The sequence below is a fragment of the Streptomyces sp. NPDC003379 genome, assembly GCF_053589195.1.
The window spans coordinates 1-18,753 of record NZ_JBSFRK010000009.1 but is presented as its reverse complement, the minus strand read 5'-3'; the positions used below and the strand labels follow the sequence as shown (position 1 = coordinate 18,753).

General features: G+C 71.3%; 19 protein-coding genes. 8 read left to right on the top strand and 11 right to left on the bottom strand.

What is annotated here, in order from left to right; translation table 11 throughout:
* Window positions 1–14 precede the first annotated feature (14 nt).
* The gene (locus ACWDVB_RS10610; protein WP_451512645.1) at window positions 15–962 is read left to right on the top strand and encodes an alpha/beta fold hydrolase; all 948 of its coding nucleotides are present in this window, start codon (window positions 15–17) and stop codon (window positions 960–962) included.
* Between the two features lie 36 nt (window positions 963–998).
* Here the strand turns inward: ACWDVB_RS10610 and ACWDVB_RS10605 are convergent, their stop codons facing one another.
* Entirely contained in the window at window positions 999–1,928 is a 930-nt protein-coding gene (locus ACWDVB_RS10605) for an NYN domain-containing protein (RefSeq protein WP_451512644.1), read from the bottom strand.
* Window positions 1,929–2,166: 238 nt separating this feature from the next.
* On the opposite strand from ACWDVB_RS10605, the gene ACWDVB_RS10600 reads away from it, so the two are divergent.
* Window positions 2,167–2,319, top strand: coding sequence for a hypothetical protein (locus ACWDVB_RS10600; protein WP_162933566.1), 153 nt, complete (start codon window positions 2,167–2,169; stop codon window positions 2,317–2,319).
* A 76-nt stretch (window positions 2,320–2,395) separates the two neighbouring features.
* Here the strand turns inward: ACWDVB_RS10600 and ACWDVB_RS10595 are convergent, their stop codons facing one another.
* The 4 genes from ACWDVB_RS10595 to ACWDVB_RS10580 all read right to left on the bottom strand — a co-directional run bounded on the left by ACWDVB_RS10595 (window position 2,396) and on the right by ACWDVB_RS10580 (window position 5,669).
* Window positions 2,396–3,001: a MarC family protein gene (locus ACWDVB_RS10595; protein ID WP_451512904.1), complete on the bottom strand. Its 606-nt coding sequence runs from the start codon at window positions 2,999–3,001 to the stop codon at window positions 2,396–2,398.
* Between the two features lie 173 nt (window positions 3,002–3,174).
* Window positions 3,175–4,041: a PHP domain-containing protein gene (locus ACWDVB_RS10590; protein ID WP_451512643.1), complete on the bottom strand. Its 867-nt coding sequence runs from the start codon at window positions 4,039–4,041 to the stop codon at window positions 3,175–3,177.
* Between the two features lie 82 nt (window positions 4,042–4,123).
* Entirely contained in the window at window positions 4,124–4,765 is a 642-nt protein-coding gene (locus tag ACWDVB_RS10585; protein ID WP_451512642.1) for a DUF6758 family protein, read from the bottom strand.
* A 319-nt stretch (window positions 4,766–5,084) separates the two neighbouring features.
* Window positions 5,085–5,669, bottom strand: a complete 585-nt coding sequence (locus ACWDVB_RS10580; protein ID WP_451512641.1) for a suppressor of fused domain protein — start codon at window positions 5,667–5,669, stop codon at window positions 5,085–5,087.
* A gap of 507 nt (window positions 5,670–6,176) precedes the next feature.
* Between ACWDVB_RS10580 and ACWDVB_RS10575 the strand changes: the two genes are divergently transcribed.
* Together ACWDVB_RS10575 and ACWDVB_RS10570 are read left to right on the top strand one after the other, a co-directional pair.
* Window positions 6,177–7,316 (top strand): magnesium and cobalt transport protein CorA, encoded by a 1,140-nt coding sequence (locus tag ACWDVB_RS10575; protein ID WP_451512640.1) that lies wholly within the window; start codon window positions 6,177–6,179, stop codon window positions 7,314–7,316.
* Between the two features lie 22 nt (window positions 7,317–7,338).
* Window positions 7,339–7,866, top strand: coding sequence for a hypothetical protein (locus ACWDVB_RS10570; RefSeq protein ID WP_451512639.1), 528 nt, complete (start codon window positions 7,339–7,341; stop codon window positions 7,864–7,866).
* A 93-nt stretch (window positions 7,867–7,959) separates the two neighbouring features.
* Here the strand turns inward: ACWDVB_RS10570 and ACWDVB_RS10565 are convergent, their stop codons facing one another.
* Window positions 7,960–8,739, bottom strand: coding sequence for a hypothetical protein (locus ACWDVB_RS10565; protein ID WP_451512638.1), 780 nt, complete (start codon window positions 8,737–8,739; stop codon window positions 7,960–7,962).
* Between the two features lie 198 nt (window positions 8,740–8,937).
* Between ACWDVB_RS10565 and ACWDVB_RS10560 the strand changes: the two genes are divergently transcribed.
* Genes ACWDVB_RS10560 through ACWDVB_RS10550 form a run of 3 tightly spaced genes read left to right on the top strand, consistent with a single transcriptional unit; the run spans window position 8,938 to window position 11,924 of the window.
* Window positions 8,938–10,218 (top strand): magnesium transporter MgtE N-terminal domain-containing protein, encoded by a 1,281-nt coding sequence (locus tag ACWDVB_RS10560; RefSeq protein ID WP_451512637.1) that lies wholly within the window; start codon window positions 8,938–8,940, stop codon window positions 10,216–10,218.
* The gene (locus ACWDVB_RS10555; RefSeq protein ID WP_451512636.1) at window positions 10,205–10,747 is read left to right on the top strand and encodes a DUF1003 domain-containing protein; all 543 of its coding nucleotides are present in this window, start codon (window positions 10,205–10,207) and stop codon (window positions 10,745–10,747) included. Before ACWDVB_RS10560 ends, ACWDVB_RS10555 begins: the two co-directional genes overlap by 14 nt.
* Before the next feature lie 43 nt (window positions 10,748–10,790).
* Window positions 10,791–11,924: an Mrp/NBP35 family ATP-binding protein gene (locus tag ACWDVB_RS10550; protein ID WP_451512635.1), complete on the top strand. Its 1,134-nt coding sequence runs from the start codon at window positions 10,791–10,793 to the stop codon at window positions 11,922–11,924.
* An 84-nt stretch (window positions 11,925–12,008) separates the two neighbouring features.
* Here ACWDVB_RS10550 and ACWDVB_RS10545 read toward each other — a convergent pair whose 3' ends face one another.
* From ACWDVB_RS10545 to sigE, 5 genes are all read right to left on the bottom strand, one after another.
* The gene (locus ACWDVB_RS10545) at window positions 12,009–12,677 is read right to left on the bottom strand and encodes a hypothetical protein (protein ID WP_451512634.1); all 669 of its coding nucleotides are present in this window, start codon (window positions 12,675–12,677) and stop codon (window positions 12,009–12,011) included.
* Between the two features lie 120 nt (window positions 12,678–12,797).
* Window positions 12,798–13,262, bottom strand: a complete 465-nt coding sequence (locus ACWDVB_RS10540) for a sec-independent translocase (protein ID WP_451512633.1) — start codon at window positions 13,260–13,262, stop codon at window positions 12,798–12,800.
* A gap of 135 nt (window positions 13,263–13,397) precedes the next feature.
* Window positions 13,398–15,167 carry a trypsin-like peptidase domain-containing protein gene (locus tag ACWDVB_RS10535; protein ID WP_451512903.1) on the bottom strand — a complete coding sequence of 590 codons (1,770 nt, stop codon included), beginning with the start codon at window positions 15,165–15,167 and terminating at the stop codon, window positions 13,398–13,400.
* A gap of 752 nt (window positions 15,168–15,919) precedes the next feature.
* Window positions 15,920–16,939, bottom strand: a complete 1,020-nt coding sequence (locus tag ACWDVB_RS10530) for a zf-HC2 domain-containing protein (RefSeq protein WP_451512632.1) — start codon at window positions 16,937–16,939, stop codon at window positions 15,920–15,922.
* On the bottom strand, window positions 16,936–17,709 hold the full coding sequence (gene sigE / locus ACWDVB_RS10525) for an RNA polymerase sigma factor SigE (protein ID WP_451512631.1): 774 nt from the start codon (window positions 17,707–17,709) through the stop codon (window positions 16,936–16,938). Before sigE ends, ACWDVB_RS10530 begins: the two co-directional genes overlap by 4 nt.
* 153 nt (window positions 17,710–17,862) lie before the next feature.
* Here sigE and ACWDVB_RS10520 point away from each other — a divergent pair, with 153 nt between their 5' ends.
* Entirely contained in the window at window positions 17,863–18,561 is a 699-nt protein-coding gene (locus tag ACWDVB_RS10520) for an O-methyltransferase (protein ID WP_451512902.1), read from the top strand.
* Window positions 18,562–18,753: the final 192 nt, after the last annotated feature.

Here is an 18,753-nt window from a genome sequence, read left to right as displayed (position 1 = left end):
ATAGCCTCGGGCACATGAGCAGGCCTCCCACCTTCACACCACCCCCGTGCACGACCCCGCACACGCTCCACACCGCCCGCGGCGACTTCGCCGTCCTGGACGCGCTCCCGCCCAAGAGCACCGAGAACGCCAGGGGCACCAAGGGCACCAAGGTCAGAGGAACCGCCCTCCTGCTCCCCGGCTTCACCGGCAGCAAGGAGGACTTCATCGCCCTCCTGGAGCCCCTGGCCACCGCCGGCTACCGCGTCGTCGCCGTGGACGGTCGCGGCCAGTACGAGACGACCGGCCCCGACGACGAATCGGCTTACGCCCAGGAGGAGTTGGCCCGCGACGTCCTCGCGCAGACGGCAGCGCTGACGCAGACGGCAGCGCTGACACAGACGGCAGCGCCGGCAGAGGCGGCGCCGCTCCACCTCCTGGGCCACTCCCTGGGCGGCCAGATCGCCCGCGCCGCCACACTCCTGGCGCCCGGCGCCTTCGCCTCGCTGACCCTGATGTCCTCGGGCCCCGCCGCGATCACCCCGGCCCAGCAGTCCCGCGCCAAGATGCTGGCGGACGCCCTCGCGGTGCTGTCGATGGACGAGGTGTGGCAGGCGATGCGGGCCATGGAGCCGCCGCCCCCGGAGGACGCGGACACCGGCGGCGCCCGGGCGGACGGCGCGGACGACAGCGAGGCCCTGCGCGCCCGCTGGCTGCGCCACAACCCCGCTCAGCTCATCGCCACCGGCAGGCAGCTCTCCACGGAGCCGGACCGCGTGGCGGAACTGGCCGCCGTACCGCTGCCCAAGCACGTCATCTCGGGCGAGCGCGACGACACGTGGCCCGTCCCGCTCCTGGACGACATGGCACGCCGCCTGGACGCCCGCCGCACGGTGATCCACGGCGCCGAGCACTCCCCCAACACGGACCGCCCCGAGGAGACAGCCGCGGCCCTGATCAGCTTCTGGGAGGAAGCCCAGTAACCCTCAGGCACCCCCCCAGGCCCCAGGGGACGGTCCTCAGTACTGCGTACGCAAATGGTCCCAGAACCCGTCCCGCAGGGCCCGCCGCAGATCCGACTGTCCCCGCAACGAGTACTGCAGCAGCCGCTCCGCCTCCACCAGCAGCTCCTGGTCCACCGACCCCGGCAGATACGGATGCCCCGGCAGCAGCCCCACCAGCGCGTCCCGCCCCCGCGCCGCGAGCCACTTCGCGGCGATCTGCGCACCGACGAAGCGGACGTCCTCGCGGGAGGGCCGCTGCGCGGTGGGCCCCGCCTCGTACACCGTGGCGGCGACGCGCCGCGACACGTACGGCTTGAAGAAGTCGAGGTCGAACGTCCGCTGGCTGTCGACCTCCCAGAGCAGCGGCTCCGCCTGGTTGCGCCCGTCGGGCGCCTCGATGCCCCACAGGTGCACCCGCGCCCCGTACCCCTGCGCCGCCTCGACCGCCGAGACCAGGTCCTCGTCGCCGCCGATGAGCGCCGCGTCGCTGATGGCGCGGTGCCGGGCCAGTGACTCCAGGTCGCTGCGGATGAGGGAGTCGACGCCCTTCTGCTGGTTGTTGGCGTTCAGGTTGCCGAGCCTGACCTTGACGTCGGGCAGCTCCGCGATCGACTGCTGCTCGGTGGTGTGGATGCGGCGCCTGGCACCGTCGTACCAGTAGACGCGCAGCAGACGGCTGTCCGCGAAGATCGTGCGGGCCTTGTCGATCAGTGCCTCGATGAGTCCTTCGGCGTCGAGGTCGAAGGAGCGCCGGTCCTCGGTCCCGGCGGCGAGCCGGCCCGCGGCCGCGTACAGGTACCCGGCGTCGACGAAAATCGCGTGCGTGGACGGGGTCTTCGCCACCTCGGCGAGCACGCGTGCGAGCAGCCCGTTGGCGCGCTCCAGCTGAGCGCTGATGTGGGCCGCACCGTCATCGGCGGCTCTGTCTTCGACGTCGTCGTTCATAGGGAACCCAGTCTCCCGCTGGTCACACAGCGAACACAACCGGTGCCGCTACCCATGGGTAATTAGGTTCCCGAAAAATTTCCTTAGCGTAGGGAATGTTTGCAGGGGGCAACTCGTTGTACCCATCAGGAACGCGGGGCACTGTAGACCCGCAACCGACACTTCATGGGCAGGAAACAGCCTGGCCATCTCCAGTAGTTCTCCTTCAGGAGGATGACCAGACGAAGGGAGAAGCCTCATGCGCTTCGAAATCATGCGACTCGATGACGTCGACGGCAACGCCGTGGACAGCACCGTCGTGGACGCCGCCTCCGTCAATCGGATCGTGCAGCAGGCCGCAGCGATAGGCCAGCGCATCTACATCCGACCGGCCGAATCCTCGGCCTCGTAACGCAGACGTCGCAGGGCCCCCGTACGGAAGCCGTACGGGGGCCCTTCGTGCGTCCGGGCCCGGAGCGGGCCGGGCGTCAGCTCCCGTTGATCACCTGCGTCACGCCATTGATGATCTGCTGCACCGCGATCGCGGAGAGCATCATGCCCGCGAGCCGCGTCACGAGCACCACGCCGCCGTCCTTGATGACGCGGATGATCAGCAGTGAGTACCGCATCACCAGCCACAGCACCACGTGCATCGCCACGATCGCCGACCAGACGGAGAGCTGCGTGCCGACGCTGTCGGCGTCCTGGACGGCGAGGATCACCGAGACGATCGCGCCGGGCCCCGCGAGCAGCGGCATGCCGAGCGGTACGAGTGCGACATTGACGTCCTTGGTCTGCTTCGGCTCGTCCGTCTTGCCGGTGAGCAGGTCGAGCGCGATGAGCAGCAGCAGGAGCCCGCCCGCGATCATCAGCGCCGGGACGGAGACGTGCAGGTAGTCGAGGATCTGGTGGCCCACCAGGCCGAAGACCGCGATGACGCCGAAGGCGACACAGACAGCCTGGAAGGCCATCCGCTGCTGCACCTTGGCGGGTCGGCCCGCGGTCAGGCCGAGGAAGATCGGGGTGATCCCAGGGGGGTCCATGATCACGAAGAGCGTGAGGAAAAGGGAGCCGAAGACGGCGACGTCGAACACAGTGATGGCCTTGCGGAGAGTCGTACGAAGGAGCCGCACCGGACACCGCCGGGCGCGGGGCACGGCGACCACCGGCACGCAGCAGCGGAACAGTGGAGCGAGGGAGAGGGAGAGAGGGAGGGAGGGGAACGGAACTGTGGAGCGGGGAGAAGGGGTGCGCGCGAGCGCGGGGCTTACGCCGCCGGGCCTCCGCCCGCTCCGGGCACGGGGAACGCCCCTGTGGCCCGGCGCGTGATCTCGCCGTAGATCTCGGGGTCGGTGGTGAACTCCCCGAGCACGCACGTCTTGCGGCTGCCGTGGTAGTCGCTGGATCCGGTGACCAGCAGACCGAGGTCCGCGGCGAGGCCGCGCAGCCGGGTGCGGGTCTCGGGGGCGTGGTCCATGTGGTCGGCCTCGATGCCGTCGAGGCCCGCCGCGGCGAGTTCCGCTATCGCGTTCTCGGGCACCACCTGGCCGCGCTTGACGGCGGCGGGGTGCGCGAAGACGGTGACGCCGCCGGCCGCCTTGACCAGGCGGATCGCGTCGAAGGGGTCCAGTTCGTGCTTCTCGGCGTACGCGCGGCCGCCGTCGGCGAGCCACTGCGGTGTGAAGGCGTCGGAGACGGTGGGCACGACGCCCAGCTCGACGAGGGCCTCGGCGATGTGCGGGCGGCCGACCGAGCCGTCGCCCGCGATGCGCGCGACCCGCTCCCAGGTCACGTCCACGCCGAGCTCCTGAAGCTTGCCGACCATCGCCTTGGCGCGCGGCACCCGGTCGTCGCGCACCAGCTCGCGCTCGCGGGAGAGCTCCGGCTCCTCGGGGTCGAAGAGGTACGCCAGCATGTGCAGGCCCACGCCGTCGAGGCGGCAGGACAGCTCGGCGCCGGTGACGAGGGTCAGGCCGGGGGGCAGGGCGGCGATCGCCTCGGCGTGGCCGCGCGTCGTGTCGTGGTCGGTCAGCGCGACGACGTCGAGACCGGCGGCTGCCGCGTTCCGTACCAGTTCGGCCGGGGTGTCCGTGCCGTCGGACGCGGTGGAGTGAGTGTGCAGATCGATGCGCACGGGGCTGACTCCAGGCTCTGACGGGGTGGACGAAGGGGACGCTCAAGGATAACGGGAATCGAACGCTCCGCCGCCCGCCCCCTCAAGGCATGAGCAGCCGCGGCGAGAGCGCCCCGCACGGCACCAGGTCCGTCTCGGCGCCCGCGTCCCGCAGGTCGGTCAGCACCAGCTCGTCGTACATGAGGAGCCCCGACTGCTCCGGCCACGCGATGGCCCACAGCCACAGGCCCCGCGCCTCGCCCGCGAAGACGGCGCGGTCGTCCGGCGTGCCCGACAGGTGCCACAGCGGCGTGGGCCGCCCGGCGGCGAGGACCTTGGTCTGCGGCGGCTTCTCCACGCTCATATAGGGGCCGGGGTCGGGACCGTCGACGCCCGCATACCGCGCGCCGAGGCCGACGCCCAGTTCCTCGGCGACGAGCACCAGCTCGCCGACGCCGCCGAGCGGCGCGGGTCCCGAGCAGGCCACGGCGGTGGCGCGCCCGCCGCTCCGGTCGTCGCCCGCGCAGGCCACGCCCGTGTACAGCCAGCCGACCGGCAGGGGCCACGGCATCCACACCGGCACCTGCGCGCGGTGCACGACGACCTGGAGGGCCTCGACGCTGGGCGGGAGCACGGGCTGCAGCGGGTGCACGGTGCCGTGCACATCGCACTGCCAGGAGTCGGCAAAGAGACCGGGAGCCCTGACCCGGCCACCACACTTCGGGCAACTGGGTTCGCCCCTCATAGCGACCAACGGTCCTCTCCGGTCGTCGCCCCGTCAAGGACGATCACCCGTCCGGTGGCCCTGTCACCAGGAAAACTTAGATGTAGCTAGCACTCGCTTTGCGGCAGCCGAAGGCCGTCTGGGCCACGGCGGGCGCCTCCGTCGTCGCCTTCATGGGCATCGGGCTCGTCTGCACGGTCCTGTCGGGCGCTTCATCGGCGTGAACAACACCGTCTACACCGAGCCGGCCCTCGGCGTCTCCGACGCGCCCCGGCCGGTGGCCGGCGTCGGCGTCTTCGCCAACTGACGCCGCCGTTCAGGGATTTCAGCGTTCAGGGGTTCAGTCCAGGGACACGGACTTGCGCAGCGGATCGCGCAGGTCCGTTCCGCTGTTCAGCCAGCGCTCCTGGAGGGCCGCCGCGCCGTGCACCCGCTTCCACGCGGCCTCGTTCGGGGTCATGGGCAGCAGCGGCAGGAACCGCACGGGATCCATCGGGTCGTCGAGGTCCAGGTCCTCCACCAGGCCGCCGGACTCCGCGACCAGGACCGAGGTGAACGGCGCGCCCGGCCAGAGCGGTTCCCCTACGTCCAGCGAGGCGCCGGGCGCCACGACCAGGCCCTCCACCTGCGGCGACGCGGCCAGCACCGCCAGGGGGCGCAGCACCTTGTCCGTATCGGCGAGTCCGCCTCGTACGGAGAGCACCAGCTCGGCGCGCGGCCCCTTGACGGGGTCGGCGAGCGCGGCGGTGGGGTCGGTCATCGGCTGGGCCGCCATACCGAGCGTGGCGTAGCGCACTACGTCCCCGTCGGTGAACCGCAGCACTTCGACGCGGTCGGTTCCGAGGAAGGTCACCGCGGCGCGCGCGTCCGGTTCCCCCAGGCCAGTACGGAGACGGGCTTCGACCAGCGCAAGAACATCAGCCATGACGTGAGCATAGAACTCGTCAGTGAAGGGTAAAGCGGGGACTTGACACTTCAGTCGGCTGATAGTGTTGGCCGCTGGTCAGGGCAGCACGCAGAAGCGTCGCTTTCAAGCCCTGCTGACAGACACTGACTCTGCGCCACGGGCGCAGAGGGCGCATCGGACTTCCCTTACGGGGGACCGGCCGGAGGAGGTGGGGCTGCAATGGAACGAAGTCGACCGTGCAGTACCACCCGCTCTTCCGCCCGGTGAATCACGCAGCCCGGTAGCTGCAGAAGCACACTCACGCCCCGCATGCACCGCATGCGGTGTCCGTGCCGTGTGCGACGGAAGAGCACTTCGTTTCCACCTGATCTGTCTGAGTTCTCTGATCTGTGTCAGTAGCGAAGCTGCCACCGCGACGGTGCGGTGCTCCCCGCTTTGTGGACGTGCCAAACATCCCGCAGCAGGACGTCCCCATTCCGGGCAGTTCCAACCGTCGTAGGCGGCCTCCCTCGAAGGAGCCTGCCCATGTCGATGATCCGCGACCTTCGTGCCGCCGTCCGCCCCTCGCTCCGCAAGGACGGCACCGCCTACCCCGCCTCGCCCACCTCCTCGTACGACTCCTACGACGCGACCCGTGACGCCGCGTCCGCCGTCGTCGACTGCGCCGTCTACCAGGACGGCCGGCGCGTGGAGTGCGCCGACACCCTGACCCCGCACGAGGCGATGCTCCACGTACGCCGCGAGGGCGGCTTCGCCTGGATCGGTCTGCACGAGCCGACCGAGGCCGAATTCGCCGGTATCGCGGCCGAGTTCGGGCTGCACCCCCTCGCCGTCGAGGACGCCGTCCACGCCCACCAGCGGCCCAAGCTGGAGCGCTACGACGACACGCTGTTCACCGTCTTCAAGACCATCCACTACGTCGAGCACGCCGAACTCACCGCCACCAGCGAGGTCGTGGAGACCGGCGAGGTGATGTGCTTCACCGGACGGGACTTCTTCATCACCGTCCGGCACGGCGGCCACGGTTCGCTGCGCGCCCTGCGCCGCCGCCTCCAGGACGACCCCGAGCTGCTCGCCAAGGGGCCCTCCGCCGTCCTGCACACCATCGCCGACCACGTCGTCGACGGCTATCTCGCGGTCGCCGACGCGATGCAGGACGACATCGACGAGGTCGAGACGGAGGTCTTCTCCGCGCCGAGCAAGGGCAAGGGGTCCGCGCGCGGCGTCGACGCCGGGCGGATCTACCAGCTCAAGCGCGAGGTCCTCGAATTCAAGCGGGCCGTCTCGCCACTGCTGCGGCCCATGCTGCTGCTCAGTGAGCGGCCGATGCGGCTCGTCGACCCCGACATCCAGAAGTACTTCCGTGACGTCGCCGACCACCTCACGCGCGTCCAGGAGCAGGTCATCGGCTTCGACGAGCTGCTCAACTCGATCCTCCAGGCGAACCTCGCGCAGGCCGCCGTCGCGCAGAACGAGGACATGCGCAAGATCACCTCGTGGGCGGCGATCATCGCGGTGCCGACCGCCGTCTGCGGGGTGTACGGCATGAACTTCGACCACATGCCGGAGCTCCACTGGCGGTTCGGCTATCCGATGGTGCTCGCCCTCATCGGCGGCGTCTGCTTCGCGATCCACCGGACCCTGAAGCGCAACGGCTGGCTCTGAGCGCCACCGATAGGCTGCCGCCATGACTGCTGACCCGCTGACTGCTGACCCGCTGCTCGGCCGCGCCCTCATTGAGGAGGCCGGTAAGAAGTCCGGCCTCATCTGGGTGCAGGGTGAGGGATCGCCCGCTCGGGCCCTGTGGCACGTCTGGCACGACGGTGCGGCGCACGTCGTCGGCGACGGCCCCGGCGAGCAGCCGCTGCCGGGGCTCGTCGACGGGGGGCTCGCCGAGGTCACCGTACGCAGCAAGGACAAGGGCGGGCGGGTCGTCGCCTGGACGGCGACCGTACGGGAACTCGCGCCTGGGTCCGAGGCGTGGAAGGCGGCTGTCGCCGAGCTCAAGGGGAAGCGGCTCAACGCGGTGGACGCGGAGCGGATCGCTTCGCGGTGGGCTTCGGAGTGCCGTGTCGTGCGGCTCACTCCGCGTGGGGCGGTGGGCGAGTTGCCCTCGGGGTCTCTTGCCGCGGCGCCCTTGGTCACTGGGGCTACGACGCGGCAGGCTGTGCCTGCGGGGCTTCCTCGGTTGTTGTTCCGGCGCAAGCGCCGTTGAGGGCCGGTTCGTCCTCGCCCCGCGGGTGGGTTTTGGTCGCTCGCGCAGTTCCCCGCGCCCCGGAAAGCTCGCCCCTTCGGGGCTTGCTTCCTCCTATGACGTCGGGAGTTGTCTGCCGTAGTCGACCATCTCGGTCTTCGGTGGCTCCTGGAGGGGGAAGTCCTTGTTCCAGTCGGTGAGTTTGAGGGTGCCCGCGTGACCGCCCCGCTCCAGGCGCAGGGGGTACGGCTTTCCGTCCAGGGAGACGCTCAGCGTGCCGCCCGCGCCCTTGTCGCCGGTGATCTTGATGGTGCGTACGGTGCCCGATTCGCCGCGGTCCCCCTTGGCGAGCCGGCCGTGCAGCGTGAACATGCCGTCCAGGAGCACGTCCTTGTCCGTGAAGCCGCTCAGCTGCTGGTAGGCGGGATCGCCCTGCGGGACCTTCACGTACTTGCCGTCGAGCTTGGCCGCCGCGGTCTCGTCCGCCTTCTGGGGCGTTCCCTCACCCTGGCCGCTCTCGTGCGTCCAGAACCCCGAGTCGGCCTTCAGAAACAGCTGCTCCCCGACGCGCAGCAGCTGGAACGTCTGCCCCTTGGAGGTGACCGAGCCCGTGCCGCCCTCGTCCTTGAGGCGCATGTCGAGGGTGTACGTGTTGCCCTTGCTCACCACCGTCCCGGAGAGCCGGACCGCCGACGCCGCCTCCGCCATCCGGGACGACTTGCTCTGGATCTTCGGCGCCGACAGCTTCCCCACGCCGTTCGTACCCGCGTCCGGATCGTCCTCGGCGCTGCCGCCGCAGCCGGTCAGACTCGCGACCGCCGCGACCAGGCCCGCGCACACCGCGCTCACGAACGCTGCCCTGCGGGCTCGGCTGGCCAGGGGAAGTGCGGTCACAGGTGGCGCTGCCTCTCGTGCGGACGACCTCTACGGCTTCGGCAGTACGGCAGCGTACCTGTGTCGGCCGAGCGGTTCGGCGCCAGTCCGTACGGACCCTCCGCCGGGGCGTATCCGACCGGGACGGGCTAGCCTGAAGTCCGTATTGCCGGACAGAACGGCAGGAATTACTTCGGCTCGTGAGAAGGAGGCGCACGCATGGCGGCAGGCGCCCCCCGGGTCTTCGTCTCGCACCTCGCCGGCATCCCCGTCTTTGACCCCAACGGCGACCAGGTCGGGCGGGTGCGTGACCTGGTGGCGATACTCCGTGTCGGCCGCAAGCCACCTCGGCTGCTCGGTCTCGTCGTCGAGCTGGCCACCCGGCGCCGCATCTTCCTGCCCATGACCCGTGTCACCGGCATCGAGTCGGGCCAGGTCATCACCACCGGCGTGGTCAACGTGCGGCGCTTCGAGCAGCGGCCCACCGAGCGGCTCGTCCTCGGCGAGATGCTCGACCGCCGCGTCCACCTCGTGGAGACCGGCGAGGAGGTGACCGTCCTCGACGTGGCCGTCCAGCAGCTGCCGGCCCGCCGCGACTGGGAGATCGACCGTGTCTTCGTACGCAAAGGGAAAGGCGGAACGTTTCGGCGCAAGGGCGAGACGCTCACCGTCGACTGGTCCGCCGTCGACGGCTTCTCGCTCGAAGAGCACGGTCAGGGCGCCGAGAACCTCCTCGCCACCTTCGAACAGCTGCGCCCCGCCGACCTCGCCAACGTCCTGCACCACCTGTCGCCGAAGCGGCGGGCCGAAGTGGCCGCCGCCCTCGACGACGACCGGCTCGCCGACGTCCTCGAAGAGCTCCCCGAGGACGACCAGATCGAGATCCTCGGCAAGCTCAAGGAGGAACGTGCCGCCGACGTCCTGGAGGCCATGGACCCCGACGACGCCGCCGACCTCCTCGCCGAGCTGCCCGAGGACGACAAGGAGCGCCTGCTCACCCTGATGCAGCCGGACGACGCGGCCGACGTGCGGCGCCTGATGGCGTACGAGGAGCGCACGGCCGGCGGCCTGATGACCACGGAGCCGATCGTGCTGCGCCCGGACGCGACGGTCGCCGACGCCCTCGCACGCGTGCGCAAGGAGGACCTCTCCCCCGCCCTCGCCGCACAGGTGTACGTATGCCGTCCGCCCGACGAGACACCGACGGGCAAGTATCTGGGCACCGTGCACTTCCAGCGGCTGCTGCGCGACCCGCCGTACACGCTCGTCGGCTCGATCCTCGACGACGATCTGCAACCGCTCGCGCCGGGCGCCACGCTGCCCACCGTCGCCGGGTTCTTCGCGGCGTACGACATGGTGGCGGCGCCCGTCGTCGACGAGGGAGGCGCGCTGCTCGGGGCGGTCACCGTCGACGACGTACTGGACCACATGCTGCCCGAGGACTGGCGCGAGACGGAGTTCCACCTGGAAGAGGAGGCAGCGGACCATGGCGGCGGCTGACCGGGAGCGCGAGAACCGCGCCGAGCCCAGGAGCCCACGGTTCCGCCTCGACCAGCCACGCACCCCGCGGCCCAAGCTGCTGCCCGACTACGACCCTGAGGCGTTCGGGAGGCTCTCGGAGCGCATCGCGCGCTTCCTGGGCACCGGCAGGTTCATCGTCTGGATGACGGTCGTCATCATCCTGTGGGTGGTGTGGAACATCGCGGCCCCCGATCACCTGCGCTTCGACCAGTACCCGTTCATCTTCCTCACGCTGATGCTCTCGCTCCAGGCGTCGTACGCGGCCCCGCTGATCCTCCTCGCGCAGAACCGTCAGGACGACCGCGACCGGGTCAACCTCGAACAGGACCGCAAACAGAACGAGCGGTCCATCGCGGACACCGAGTACCTCACCCGCGAGATCGCCTCGCTGCGCATGGGCCTCGGCGAGGTGGCGACGCGGGACTGGATCCGCTCCGAGCTCCAGGATCTGGCCAAGGAGCTGGAGGAGCAGCGGGCCGAGCGCGGACGTGACGCAGGCGACCGCTGACGGCCCTTTCCCGGGCGGGGTTACCGCGCCGTACTATCGGCGTATGGCTACGGAAGACGCGGTGCGTGAAGCACTGGCGACGGTGAACGACCCGGAGATCCAGCGACCCATCACCGAGTTGGGGATGGTCAAATCGGTAGATATCTCCGCTGATGGGGCGGTAGCGGTCACCGTGTACCTGACGGTCTCCGGCTGCCCGATGCGCGAGACCATCACCAAGAACGTGACCGACGCGGTCGCCGCCGTCGAAGGCGTCACGCGTGTCGACGTCACCCTCGACGTGATGAGCGACGAGCAGCGCAAGGAGCTGGCGTCCGCGCTGCGCGGCGGCACCGCCGAGCGCGAGGTCCCCTTCGCCAAACCCGGCTCGCTCACCCGGGTCTACGCGGTCGCGTCCGGCAAGGGCGGCGTCGGCAAGTCCTCGGTGACGGTGAACCTCGCGGCCGCGATGGCGGCGGACGGCCTGAAGGTCGGCGTCGTGGACGCGGACATCTACGGCCACTCCGTGCCCCGCATGCTGGGCGCCGACGGCAAGCCCACCCAGGTCGAGAACATGATCATGCCGCCGTCCGCGCACGGCGTGAAGGTCATCTCCATCGGCATGTTCACCCCGGGCAACGCCCCGGTCGTATGGCGCGGCCCGATGCTGCACCGCGCCCTCCAGCAGTTCCTCGCGGACGTCTACTGGGGCGACCTCGACGTGCTGCTCCTCGACCTGCCGCCGGGCACCGGCGACATCGCGATCTCCGTGGCGCAGCTCGTCCCGAACGCCGAGATCCTCGTCGTGACGACGCCTCAGCAGGCGGCGGCCGAGGTCGCCGAGCGGGCCGGCTCCATCGCCGTACAGACCCACCAGAAGATCGTGGGCGTCGTCGAGAACATGTCGGGGCTGCCCTGCCCGCACTGCGGCGAGATGGTCGACGTGTTCGGCTCGGGCGGCGGCCAGAGGGTCGCCGAGGGCCTCACGAAGACGACGGGCGCCACGGTGCCGGTCCTCGGCTCCATCCCGATCGACGTGCGGCTGCGCGAGGGCGGCGACGAGGGCAGGCCGGTCGTCCTGACGGACCCGGAGTCGCCGGCCGGTTCGGCGCTGCGCACGATCGCGGGCAAGCTGGGCGGCCGCCGGCGCGGCCTGTCGGGCATGTCGCTGGGGATCACGCCGCGCAACAAGTTCTGATCCGGGGGCGCGCCCCGAAGGGGCGCGGGGAACTGTGCGACCAGCCACGACGGGCCCGCGCAGAACCCCGCGCCCCACGCAGCGCTACGCGTACGCCCCGATGTCCTCGATGACGGAGAAGCCGAGGCCGTACGCGCTCATGCCGCGCCCATAGGCGCCCAGGTGGACGCTCCCCTTCGTGGAACCGGCGAGGACCCACCCGTACTCGGACTCGCGGTAGTGGAAGGGCGTGGGCACCCCGTCCACGGGCAGCGAAAGCGTCGACCAGTCCGCGCCCTCCAGGTCGTCCGCGAGGACCCAGGCCGTCTCCGTCTGCTGGTCCAGCCAGTCGTCGCGCCGAGTGTGGTCCATCTGCCCCGGCCAGGTGTACGAGAGCAGACCGACGCCGGCGAGCCAGGCCGCCGAGGAGACCGACGTGGCCTCCAGGACGCCCGTGCCGTCCGAGCTGCGCCGCACCGGGTTGGCCGCGACGGTCACCACCACCGCGTAGCGTTCCTTGTCGCTGTCGCCGAGGCTTCCCTCGGGGCGGACCGACGGTTCGTCCCCGTGGCCGATCGAACCGTGCTCCACGGAACCGTCCGCTGTCGCGCCGACCTGCATCAGCCAGCGCTGCCCCGTGAAGGCCTCGTCAAGGCCGTACCAGGGGAAGGGCGCCAGCAGGTAGCCGTCGACCGTGCGCCGGGCGGAGGGCACCGCTTCTGCGGCGCCCTCCGCGGCCGGCGCCTGCGCGCCTACCCGACTTGTCGTCTCCATGTACCCGGCCGCCTCCTCGCTCTCGTCCGTCCGGAGCGGCCCACCCCCCTCGGGCGTCCTCACGCCGGACAACAAGGCAGGATAGCCACACCGATCGGCGGCGAGTGTTCAGGCGCTGCCTCAGGTGGCGTCCGCGTCGAACGGCGGGCGGTCGCCGGAGTCGGCCTTCGTGGGTTCCTCGGACTTCTTCCGCATGTCCACGCGGGCCCCGCCGGAGGAGGCCGCCGCGGCGGCCTGGGAACCGGCGTCGGAGGAGTCGCTGTCACGGCCGTGCACGGCGTCCGCGACCTCGTTCATCTCCTTCTTCAGGTCGAAGCCGTTGCGGATCTCCTTGAGCCCCAGCTCGTCGTTGTCGAGCTGCTTGCGGATGAACTTCTTGGGGTTCAGGTCATCGAACTCGAAGTCCTTGAACTCCGGCCCCAGCTCTTCCCTTATGTCCGCCTTCGCGCTGTCCGAGAACTCGCGGATCTTGCGGATCGTGCGGGAGACGTCCTGGATGACCTTCGGCAGCTTGTCGGGGCCGAAGATGAGCACGGCGAGGACGACCAGCGCCACTATCTCGAGTGCGCCAATGTCATTGAACACCTAGAGCTCCTTGCGATGTCCTCAGCCCGCAACAGGTCGTCGTCCGAGGTCTGGACCGTGTCCACGGTACCCGGCGCTCATGTCTGTCCGGTAGCCGCTGCACGACAACGGGGAAGGACGTGGCCGGCCCTTTACTCAGTCACCGTCCGCCGAGCCGAGCACCAGGGTCACCTCGCGGTCGCGGCCGTCGCGCTCGACCGTCAGATCGAGGCGGTCCTTGGGGCGGTGGGCGCGGACCTTGACGATCAGTTCGTCGCTGGAGTGCACGGGGGCGCCGTCCACTTCGGTGATGATGTCGCCGGGCTTGAGGCCCGCCTTGTCGCCGGGACCGTCCGTGTTGACCGCGGGGCCGCCGTCCTTGCCCTTCTCCGCGATGCGGGCGCCGTCGCCGGTGAACTCGGTGTCGAGCGTGACCCCGATCACCGGGTGCGTGGCCTTGCCGAAGTTGATCAGCTCTTCGGCGACGCGCTTGCCCTGGTTGATCGGTATGGCGAAGCCGAGGCCGATGGAGCCGGCCTGGCCGCCGCGCGAGTCCGAGCCGTCGTCGGCGGAGCGTATGGCGCTGTTGATGCCGATGACCCGTGCCTTGGAGTCGACCAGCGGGCCGCCCGAGTTGCCCGGGTTGATGGGCGCGTCGGTCTGGAGTGCGTCGACGTACGAGACGTCGCTGCCGTCGCCCTTCTCGCCGCCCGCGGTGATGGGCCGCTCCTTGGCGCTGATGATCCCGGAGGTCACGGTGTTCGCCAGGTCGAAGGGGGCGCCGATGGCGACGACGGGGTCGCCGACCTGGACGTTCTCGGAGTTGCCGAGGGTCAGGGGCTTCAGGCCCCGCACGTTGGAGACCTTGACGACCGCGAGGTCGTAACCGGAGTCGCGGCCGATGACCTTCGCCTTGGCGGTCTCGCCGCCGCTGAACGTCACCGATATCTCGCCGCCGGTGCCCGCGGGCTCCACGACGTGGTTGTTGGTGAGGATGTGGCCCTTGCCGTCGAGCACGAACCCGGTGCCGGTGCCCTGCGCCGAGTCCCCTCTGACGTGCAGGGTCACGACGCCGGGCAGCGCCGCGGCGGCGATACCGGCCACGCTGCCCCTGGGGCGGTCCTTGGACTCCGGGTCGGTCTGCGGGAGTTCGATCGCGTCGACGCGGTTGCGCTCCAGATACGACCCGAGCGCGCCGCCGATGAGCCCGGACACGAGGGCGACCAGAGCAACCCCGACAACGATGATCCGCCTGCCCCGCGTGCGCTGCCTCTCCTCACTCTCCGGAGGCACCGCACCGGTCTGCTGAAGGGGCGCGTTCCAGGGATCGTACGGCTGCCGGGGGGCGCCGACACCGAGGGCACGCTGTGGCTGCGCGGGCGGCGCTGTGGGCGCGCCCTGAGCCTGCATCGGGTGAGCGGTGAGCCCGCCCTGAGGCTCCGTGGGCGGCACCGCGGGCACGCCTGGGCCGTGGGAACTGCTGCCGTACGGGGACCCTGGGGCAGGGGCGGGCGGGGGCGCGGCGTGCGGAGGTGCGGCGTGCGGGGGCGTTGCTCCGGGGAGCGGCGCGGGCATAGGTACGGGCTGCGGAGGCGTGGCTCCGGGGAGCGGCGCGGGGACGTGGGTGGCGTGCGGGGGCGGGGCGCCATGGGCCGGGGCGGGGGCTGAGGTGCCGTGTGGGGGCGTGGCGCCGCCGTGCGTGGCTCCGGGGGCAGGCGCGGGGCTGCCTGACGTGGCGTGGGGCGGCGGGGCGCCGCCGTGCGTGGCCGCGGGCAGCGGAGCGCCGTGGACCGAAGTGGGGGCCGACGTGCCGTGCGAAGGCGTGGCTCCGGGGGCAGGCGCGGGGCCGCTTGACGTGGCGTGGGGCGGCGGGGCGCCGCCGTGCGTGGCCGGTGAGAGTGAGGTGCCGTGGGCCGGGGTCGCCATCGGGTGCTGTACCGGGGGCGCGGGCGCCCACGGTCCCGGCTCGCCGTACGGCGGGGTGCTGTACGGGTCCGGGTCATGCAGGGGGCGGGGCCGCTCGGTCGGCGCGGCGTCGCCGGAATGGACGGCACCGGCGGCCGGGGTGCCCTGCGGGGGGACGGTCGGCGCGGGGTGGGTCGGGACGGCACCCGGCTCGGGGGCGGCACCTTGCAACGGGGCGGCGCCCTGCCCAGGGGCGGCGCCGGATTGCGGGCCCACGCCCGACTCCGAGGCCAACCCCGGCTGCGAGGCAGCTCCCCGCGCAGGGGCGGCGCCCGGCTGCGGGCCCACGCCCGACTCCGAGGCCAACCCCGGCTGCGAGGCAGCTACCTGCTCAGGGGCGGCATCAGGCTGCGGGCCCACGTCCGAGTCGGAGGCAGACCCCGGCTGCGGGGCACAGGTCTGTTCAGGCGCGGTACTGGACTGGTGGGTGACCTCCGCCGGCGGGGCAGCGCCCTGCTCGGGAGCCACCCCAGGCTGCTGGGCCCCGTCCCACTCCGAGGCAGCCCCCGGCTCAAGGGGGCCCGGCGTATTGGGCCGGGGGCGGCTCCACCACTTGGCCTTCGTGGGCTTGCCCTCGTCCATGCTCTCCCCACAACTGGCCCGCGGCGCACGCCGATTAGATGCTGAACTCCGCGCCGCCAAGTCCCCCCGGCAGGCACGGCCCACCGAGATTCAACCAGGTTCCCGCGCCGAAGCGCAGGGCACCCGTCGCGTCAGTGGACCTGCGAGGTGCCCTGTAGGGGACCCGAACCGGGGGACGCGGCGGCGGTGCTCACCGGATCCGCGCCTCCCGCCCCCGTGGGGCCCGTCGCGGGCGGCCGCGCGAGGCCGGGCCTCACGGGGGCGCGGTGGACCGGCTGCGGCGGGCGTATCAGCGGGGAGAGCGTGGTGGCGCCTGCCAGCAGCGGCGACGTCAGTTCATACGCCGCGTCATGCGTGCGCGGCGGCCGCGCGGCGCCGGGCAGCAGCGGTCCTGTCACCTCGGTCGGCGCGACCGGCGCCGACAGGGCGCCGGGGCGCTGGCCCTGCGCCGACAGCGGATTACCGGCGCCGCGGCGCCGCACCGAATCGGGGGTCGCGGTGACACCCGAGCCCTGGGTGCGCTGCGGCGTCACCTTGCTGTTGGCCTTGGAGCCGCCGGCGCGGGGGTCACCGGGGTCGGTGGGCGCGCCCGTGGTGACGCCGCCCAGCGCGATCGCGGCCAGCGACACCGCGCCCGCCGCGGCGAACGCGAAGCGGCGCCCGCGCCAGAGCGAGCGATCGCCCTCGTGCCGGGTGACGTCGTGGATACGGAAGCCGCGCCCCTCGCTCGGCAGCACCGCCGCGTGGACGCCGGACGGGACATACCCCACGAAGGACTCGGTGCTCACGCCGAAGATTCCGGGCCGCGGCAGACCGGCGGAGCCGGATGATCCGGTGGCGAACCCCTCCCCGTCACCGGGGCGTTCGGGACCGCCGGGCGGCGGCTCGGAGCCGCCCGCCGGCAGACCTTGGAGGCGGGCGAGGAAACTCTCGCTGGGCGGTGGCGGCGCCGCCTGCGCGAAGACGCTCTTGAGCCGGCGCTGGGCGTCGGCCTCGGTCTTGCACATCGGGCAGGTCGCCAGATGCGCGAGGACACGCTCGCGCGCGTCATGGCCCAACTCCCCGTCCACCAGGGCGGCGAGTCGGTCTCCCAGATGCTGCTCCGCGTCGGCCAGTTGCCGCTCCGCGGGATTCGACCGTGATCCACTCACGCGGGCGCGCCCCCTCCTCCCAGCGCCACGGCTCCGGTGACCGCGAGCGAACGACGCTCGGCGCGGGCTTCGGGAGAGCGGTGCTGCAGGGCCTTGCGCAACTGCGAGCGGCCCCGGTGGATACGGCTGCGGACCGTGCCGAGCTTGACGCCCAGCGTGGCGGCGATCTCCTCGTACGAAAGGCCCTCGATGTCGCAGAGGACCACGGCGGCGCGGAATTCGGGCGCGAGGGTGTCCAGCGCCTGCTGGACGTCCGCGTCGAAGTGCGTGTCGTTGAACACCTGCTGCGGCGACGGCTCGCGGCTCGGCAGGCGCTCCGCCGCGTCGTCCCCGAGGGCGTCGAAGCGGATGCGCTGCTTGCGGCGCACCATGTCCAGGAAGAGGTTCGTGGTGATGCGGTGCAGCCAGCCCTCGAACGTGCCGGGGGTGTAGGTCGAAAGGGACCGGAAGACACGGACGAAGACCTCTTGGGTGAGGTCTTCGGCATCGTGCTGGTTGCCGGTCAGGCGATACGCCAGGCGGTACACGCGGCCGCTGTGCGTGCTGACGATCTCCTCCCAGGTGGGCGGAGTCCACGCCTGCGATTCCGCGTCAGCGGCAAAGGTCGCGGTCTGAGCGGAGTCGTTGGCACGGATGCGGTCAGCAGTCTCGGTCACGGATTTCGGCTCACCCGCCAACCCGAGAAAACGCCGCAGCGCTCCTCCCCGATCCGCGGACGCAGCCGCACCTCCCCTGTCGGCTCTGGTGGTGGCCAGTGGAGCCCCTACCATAACCACCTCGCCCGTTAGCTCCGGATAAGCGTTTTTACGTGAATTTGGTACGGGCTTCTCTGCGAGTGTCCTGTCGCTTCGACGCGCCCGCTTCCGGTCTTGATCCATCCGTTACCCCCGCTGTCCTCCCACCCCCTATAAACGCCCGGTCCCATCTGCGAGTTCCCGGCCCCAACGGATACAGTCACGGCCAGGCAACCACGGGGACAGGAGAGGGCCATTACCGGCAACCGGCAGACGAGCTGGGCGTTCGCCGACGCCTTTGTCGCCGAGGACGAGGCGCTGCGCTGGGCCCGTGACCGGGCCCGGGAGGCCGGGCTGCGCTCGGTGTCGCCCGGCACCGGCGCCGCGCTGGGGATGCTCGCCGCCACGGCTGACGCGAAAGCGGTGGCCGAAATCGGTACCGGGTCGGGGGTGTCGGGCATTCACCTGCTGCGCGGCATGCGGCCCGACGGCGTACTGACCACCGTGGATCCCGAGCCTGACCACCAGCAGTTCGCCCGGCAGGCGTTCCGCGCCGCCGGCTTCGCGGGGAACCGCGCGCGGTTCATCCCGGGGCGTGCGCTCGATGTGCTGCCGCGCCTCGCCGACGGCGGTTACGACCTCGTGTTCTGCGACGGCGACCGCATGGAGTCCCTGGAATGTCTCGCTGAATCGTTGCGCCTGCTGAGGCCCGGCGGGCTCGTCTGCTTCGAGGGTGCCTTCGCGGACGGCAGGACCGTGGACTCCGGGCCGCAGCCCGTGGAGGTGCTGCGGCTGCGGGAGCTGCTGCGGGCGGTACGGGAGAGCGCGGATCTGGTGCCGTCGCTGCTGCCGGTGGGGGATGGGCTCCTCTGCGCCGTCAAACGGTAGCGCGGCGCCGACGGGAGCGGTTCTCCTGCCGCCTCTTCGGCCTGTCCCGTCAATCTGCCTCTTCGGCCTGTCCCGTCAATTCAGCTCGCCGTCATCCGCTCGTCATCGTCCGCGGGCCATTCGTGGCTGGTCGCGCAGTTCCCCGCGCCCCTTTTGGGCGCCTCTCCGGCCCGGAAAATGAGCACTGCCCCG

Coding starts and splice junctions, on each gene's coding strand:
- ACWDVB_RS10600 (WP_162933566.1), top strand. CDS start 2,167: ATGCGCTTCGAAATCATGCGACTCGATGACGTCGACGGCAACGCCGTG.
- ACWDVB_RS10550 (WP_451512635.1), top strand. CDS start 10,791: ATGGCTACGGAAGACGCGGTGCGTGAAGCACTGGCGACGGTGAACGAC.
- ACWDVB_RS10545 (WP_451512634.1), bottom strand. CDS start 12,677: ATGGAGACGACAAGTCGGGTAGGCGCGCAGGCGCCGGCCGCGGAGGGC.
- ACWDVB_RS10560 (WP_451512637.1), top strand. CDS start 8,938: ATGGCGGCAGGCGCCCCCCGGGTCTTCGTCTCGCACCTCGCCGGCATC.
- ACWDVB_RS10535 (WP_451512903.1), bottom strand. CDS start 15,167: ATGGCGACCCCGGCCCACGGCACCTCACTCTCACCGGCCACGCACGGC.
- ACWDVB_RS10610 (WP_451512645.1), top strand. CDS start 15: ATGAGCAGGCCTCCCACCTTCACACCACCCCCGTGCACGACCCCGCAC.
- ACWDVB_RS10570 (WP_451512639.1), top strand. CDS start 7,339: ATGACTGCTGACCCGCTGACTGCTGACCCGCTGCTCGGCCGCGCCCTC.
- ACWDVB_RS10555 (WP_451512636.1), top strand. CDS start 10,205: ATGGCGGCGGCTGACCGGGAGCGCGAGAACCGCGCCGAGCCCAGGAGC.
- ACWDVB_RS10580 (WP_451512641.1), bottom strand. CDS start 5,669: ATGGCTGATGTTCTTGCGCTGGTCGAAGCCCGTCTCCGTACTGGCCTG.
- ACWDVB_RS10605 (WP_451512644.1), bottom strand. CDS start 1,928: ATGAACGACGACGTCGAAGACAGAGCCGCCGATGACGGTGCGGCCCAC.
- ACWDVB_RS10575 (WP_451512640.1), top strand. CDS start 6,177: ATGTCGATGATCCGCGACCTTCGTGCCGCCGTCCGCCCCTCGCTCCGC.
- sigE (WP_451512631.1), bottom strand. CDS start 17,709: ATGGTAGGGGCTCCACTGGCCACCACCAGAGCCGACAGGGGAGGTGCG.
- ACWDVB_RS10585 (WP_451512642.1), bottom strand. CDS start 4,765: ATGAGGGGCGAACCCAGTTGCCCGAAGTGTGGTGGCCGGGTCAGGGCT.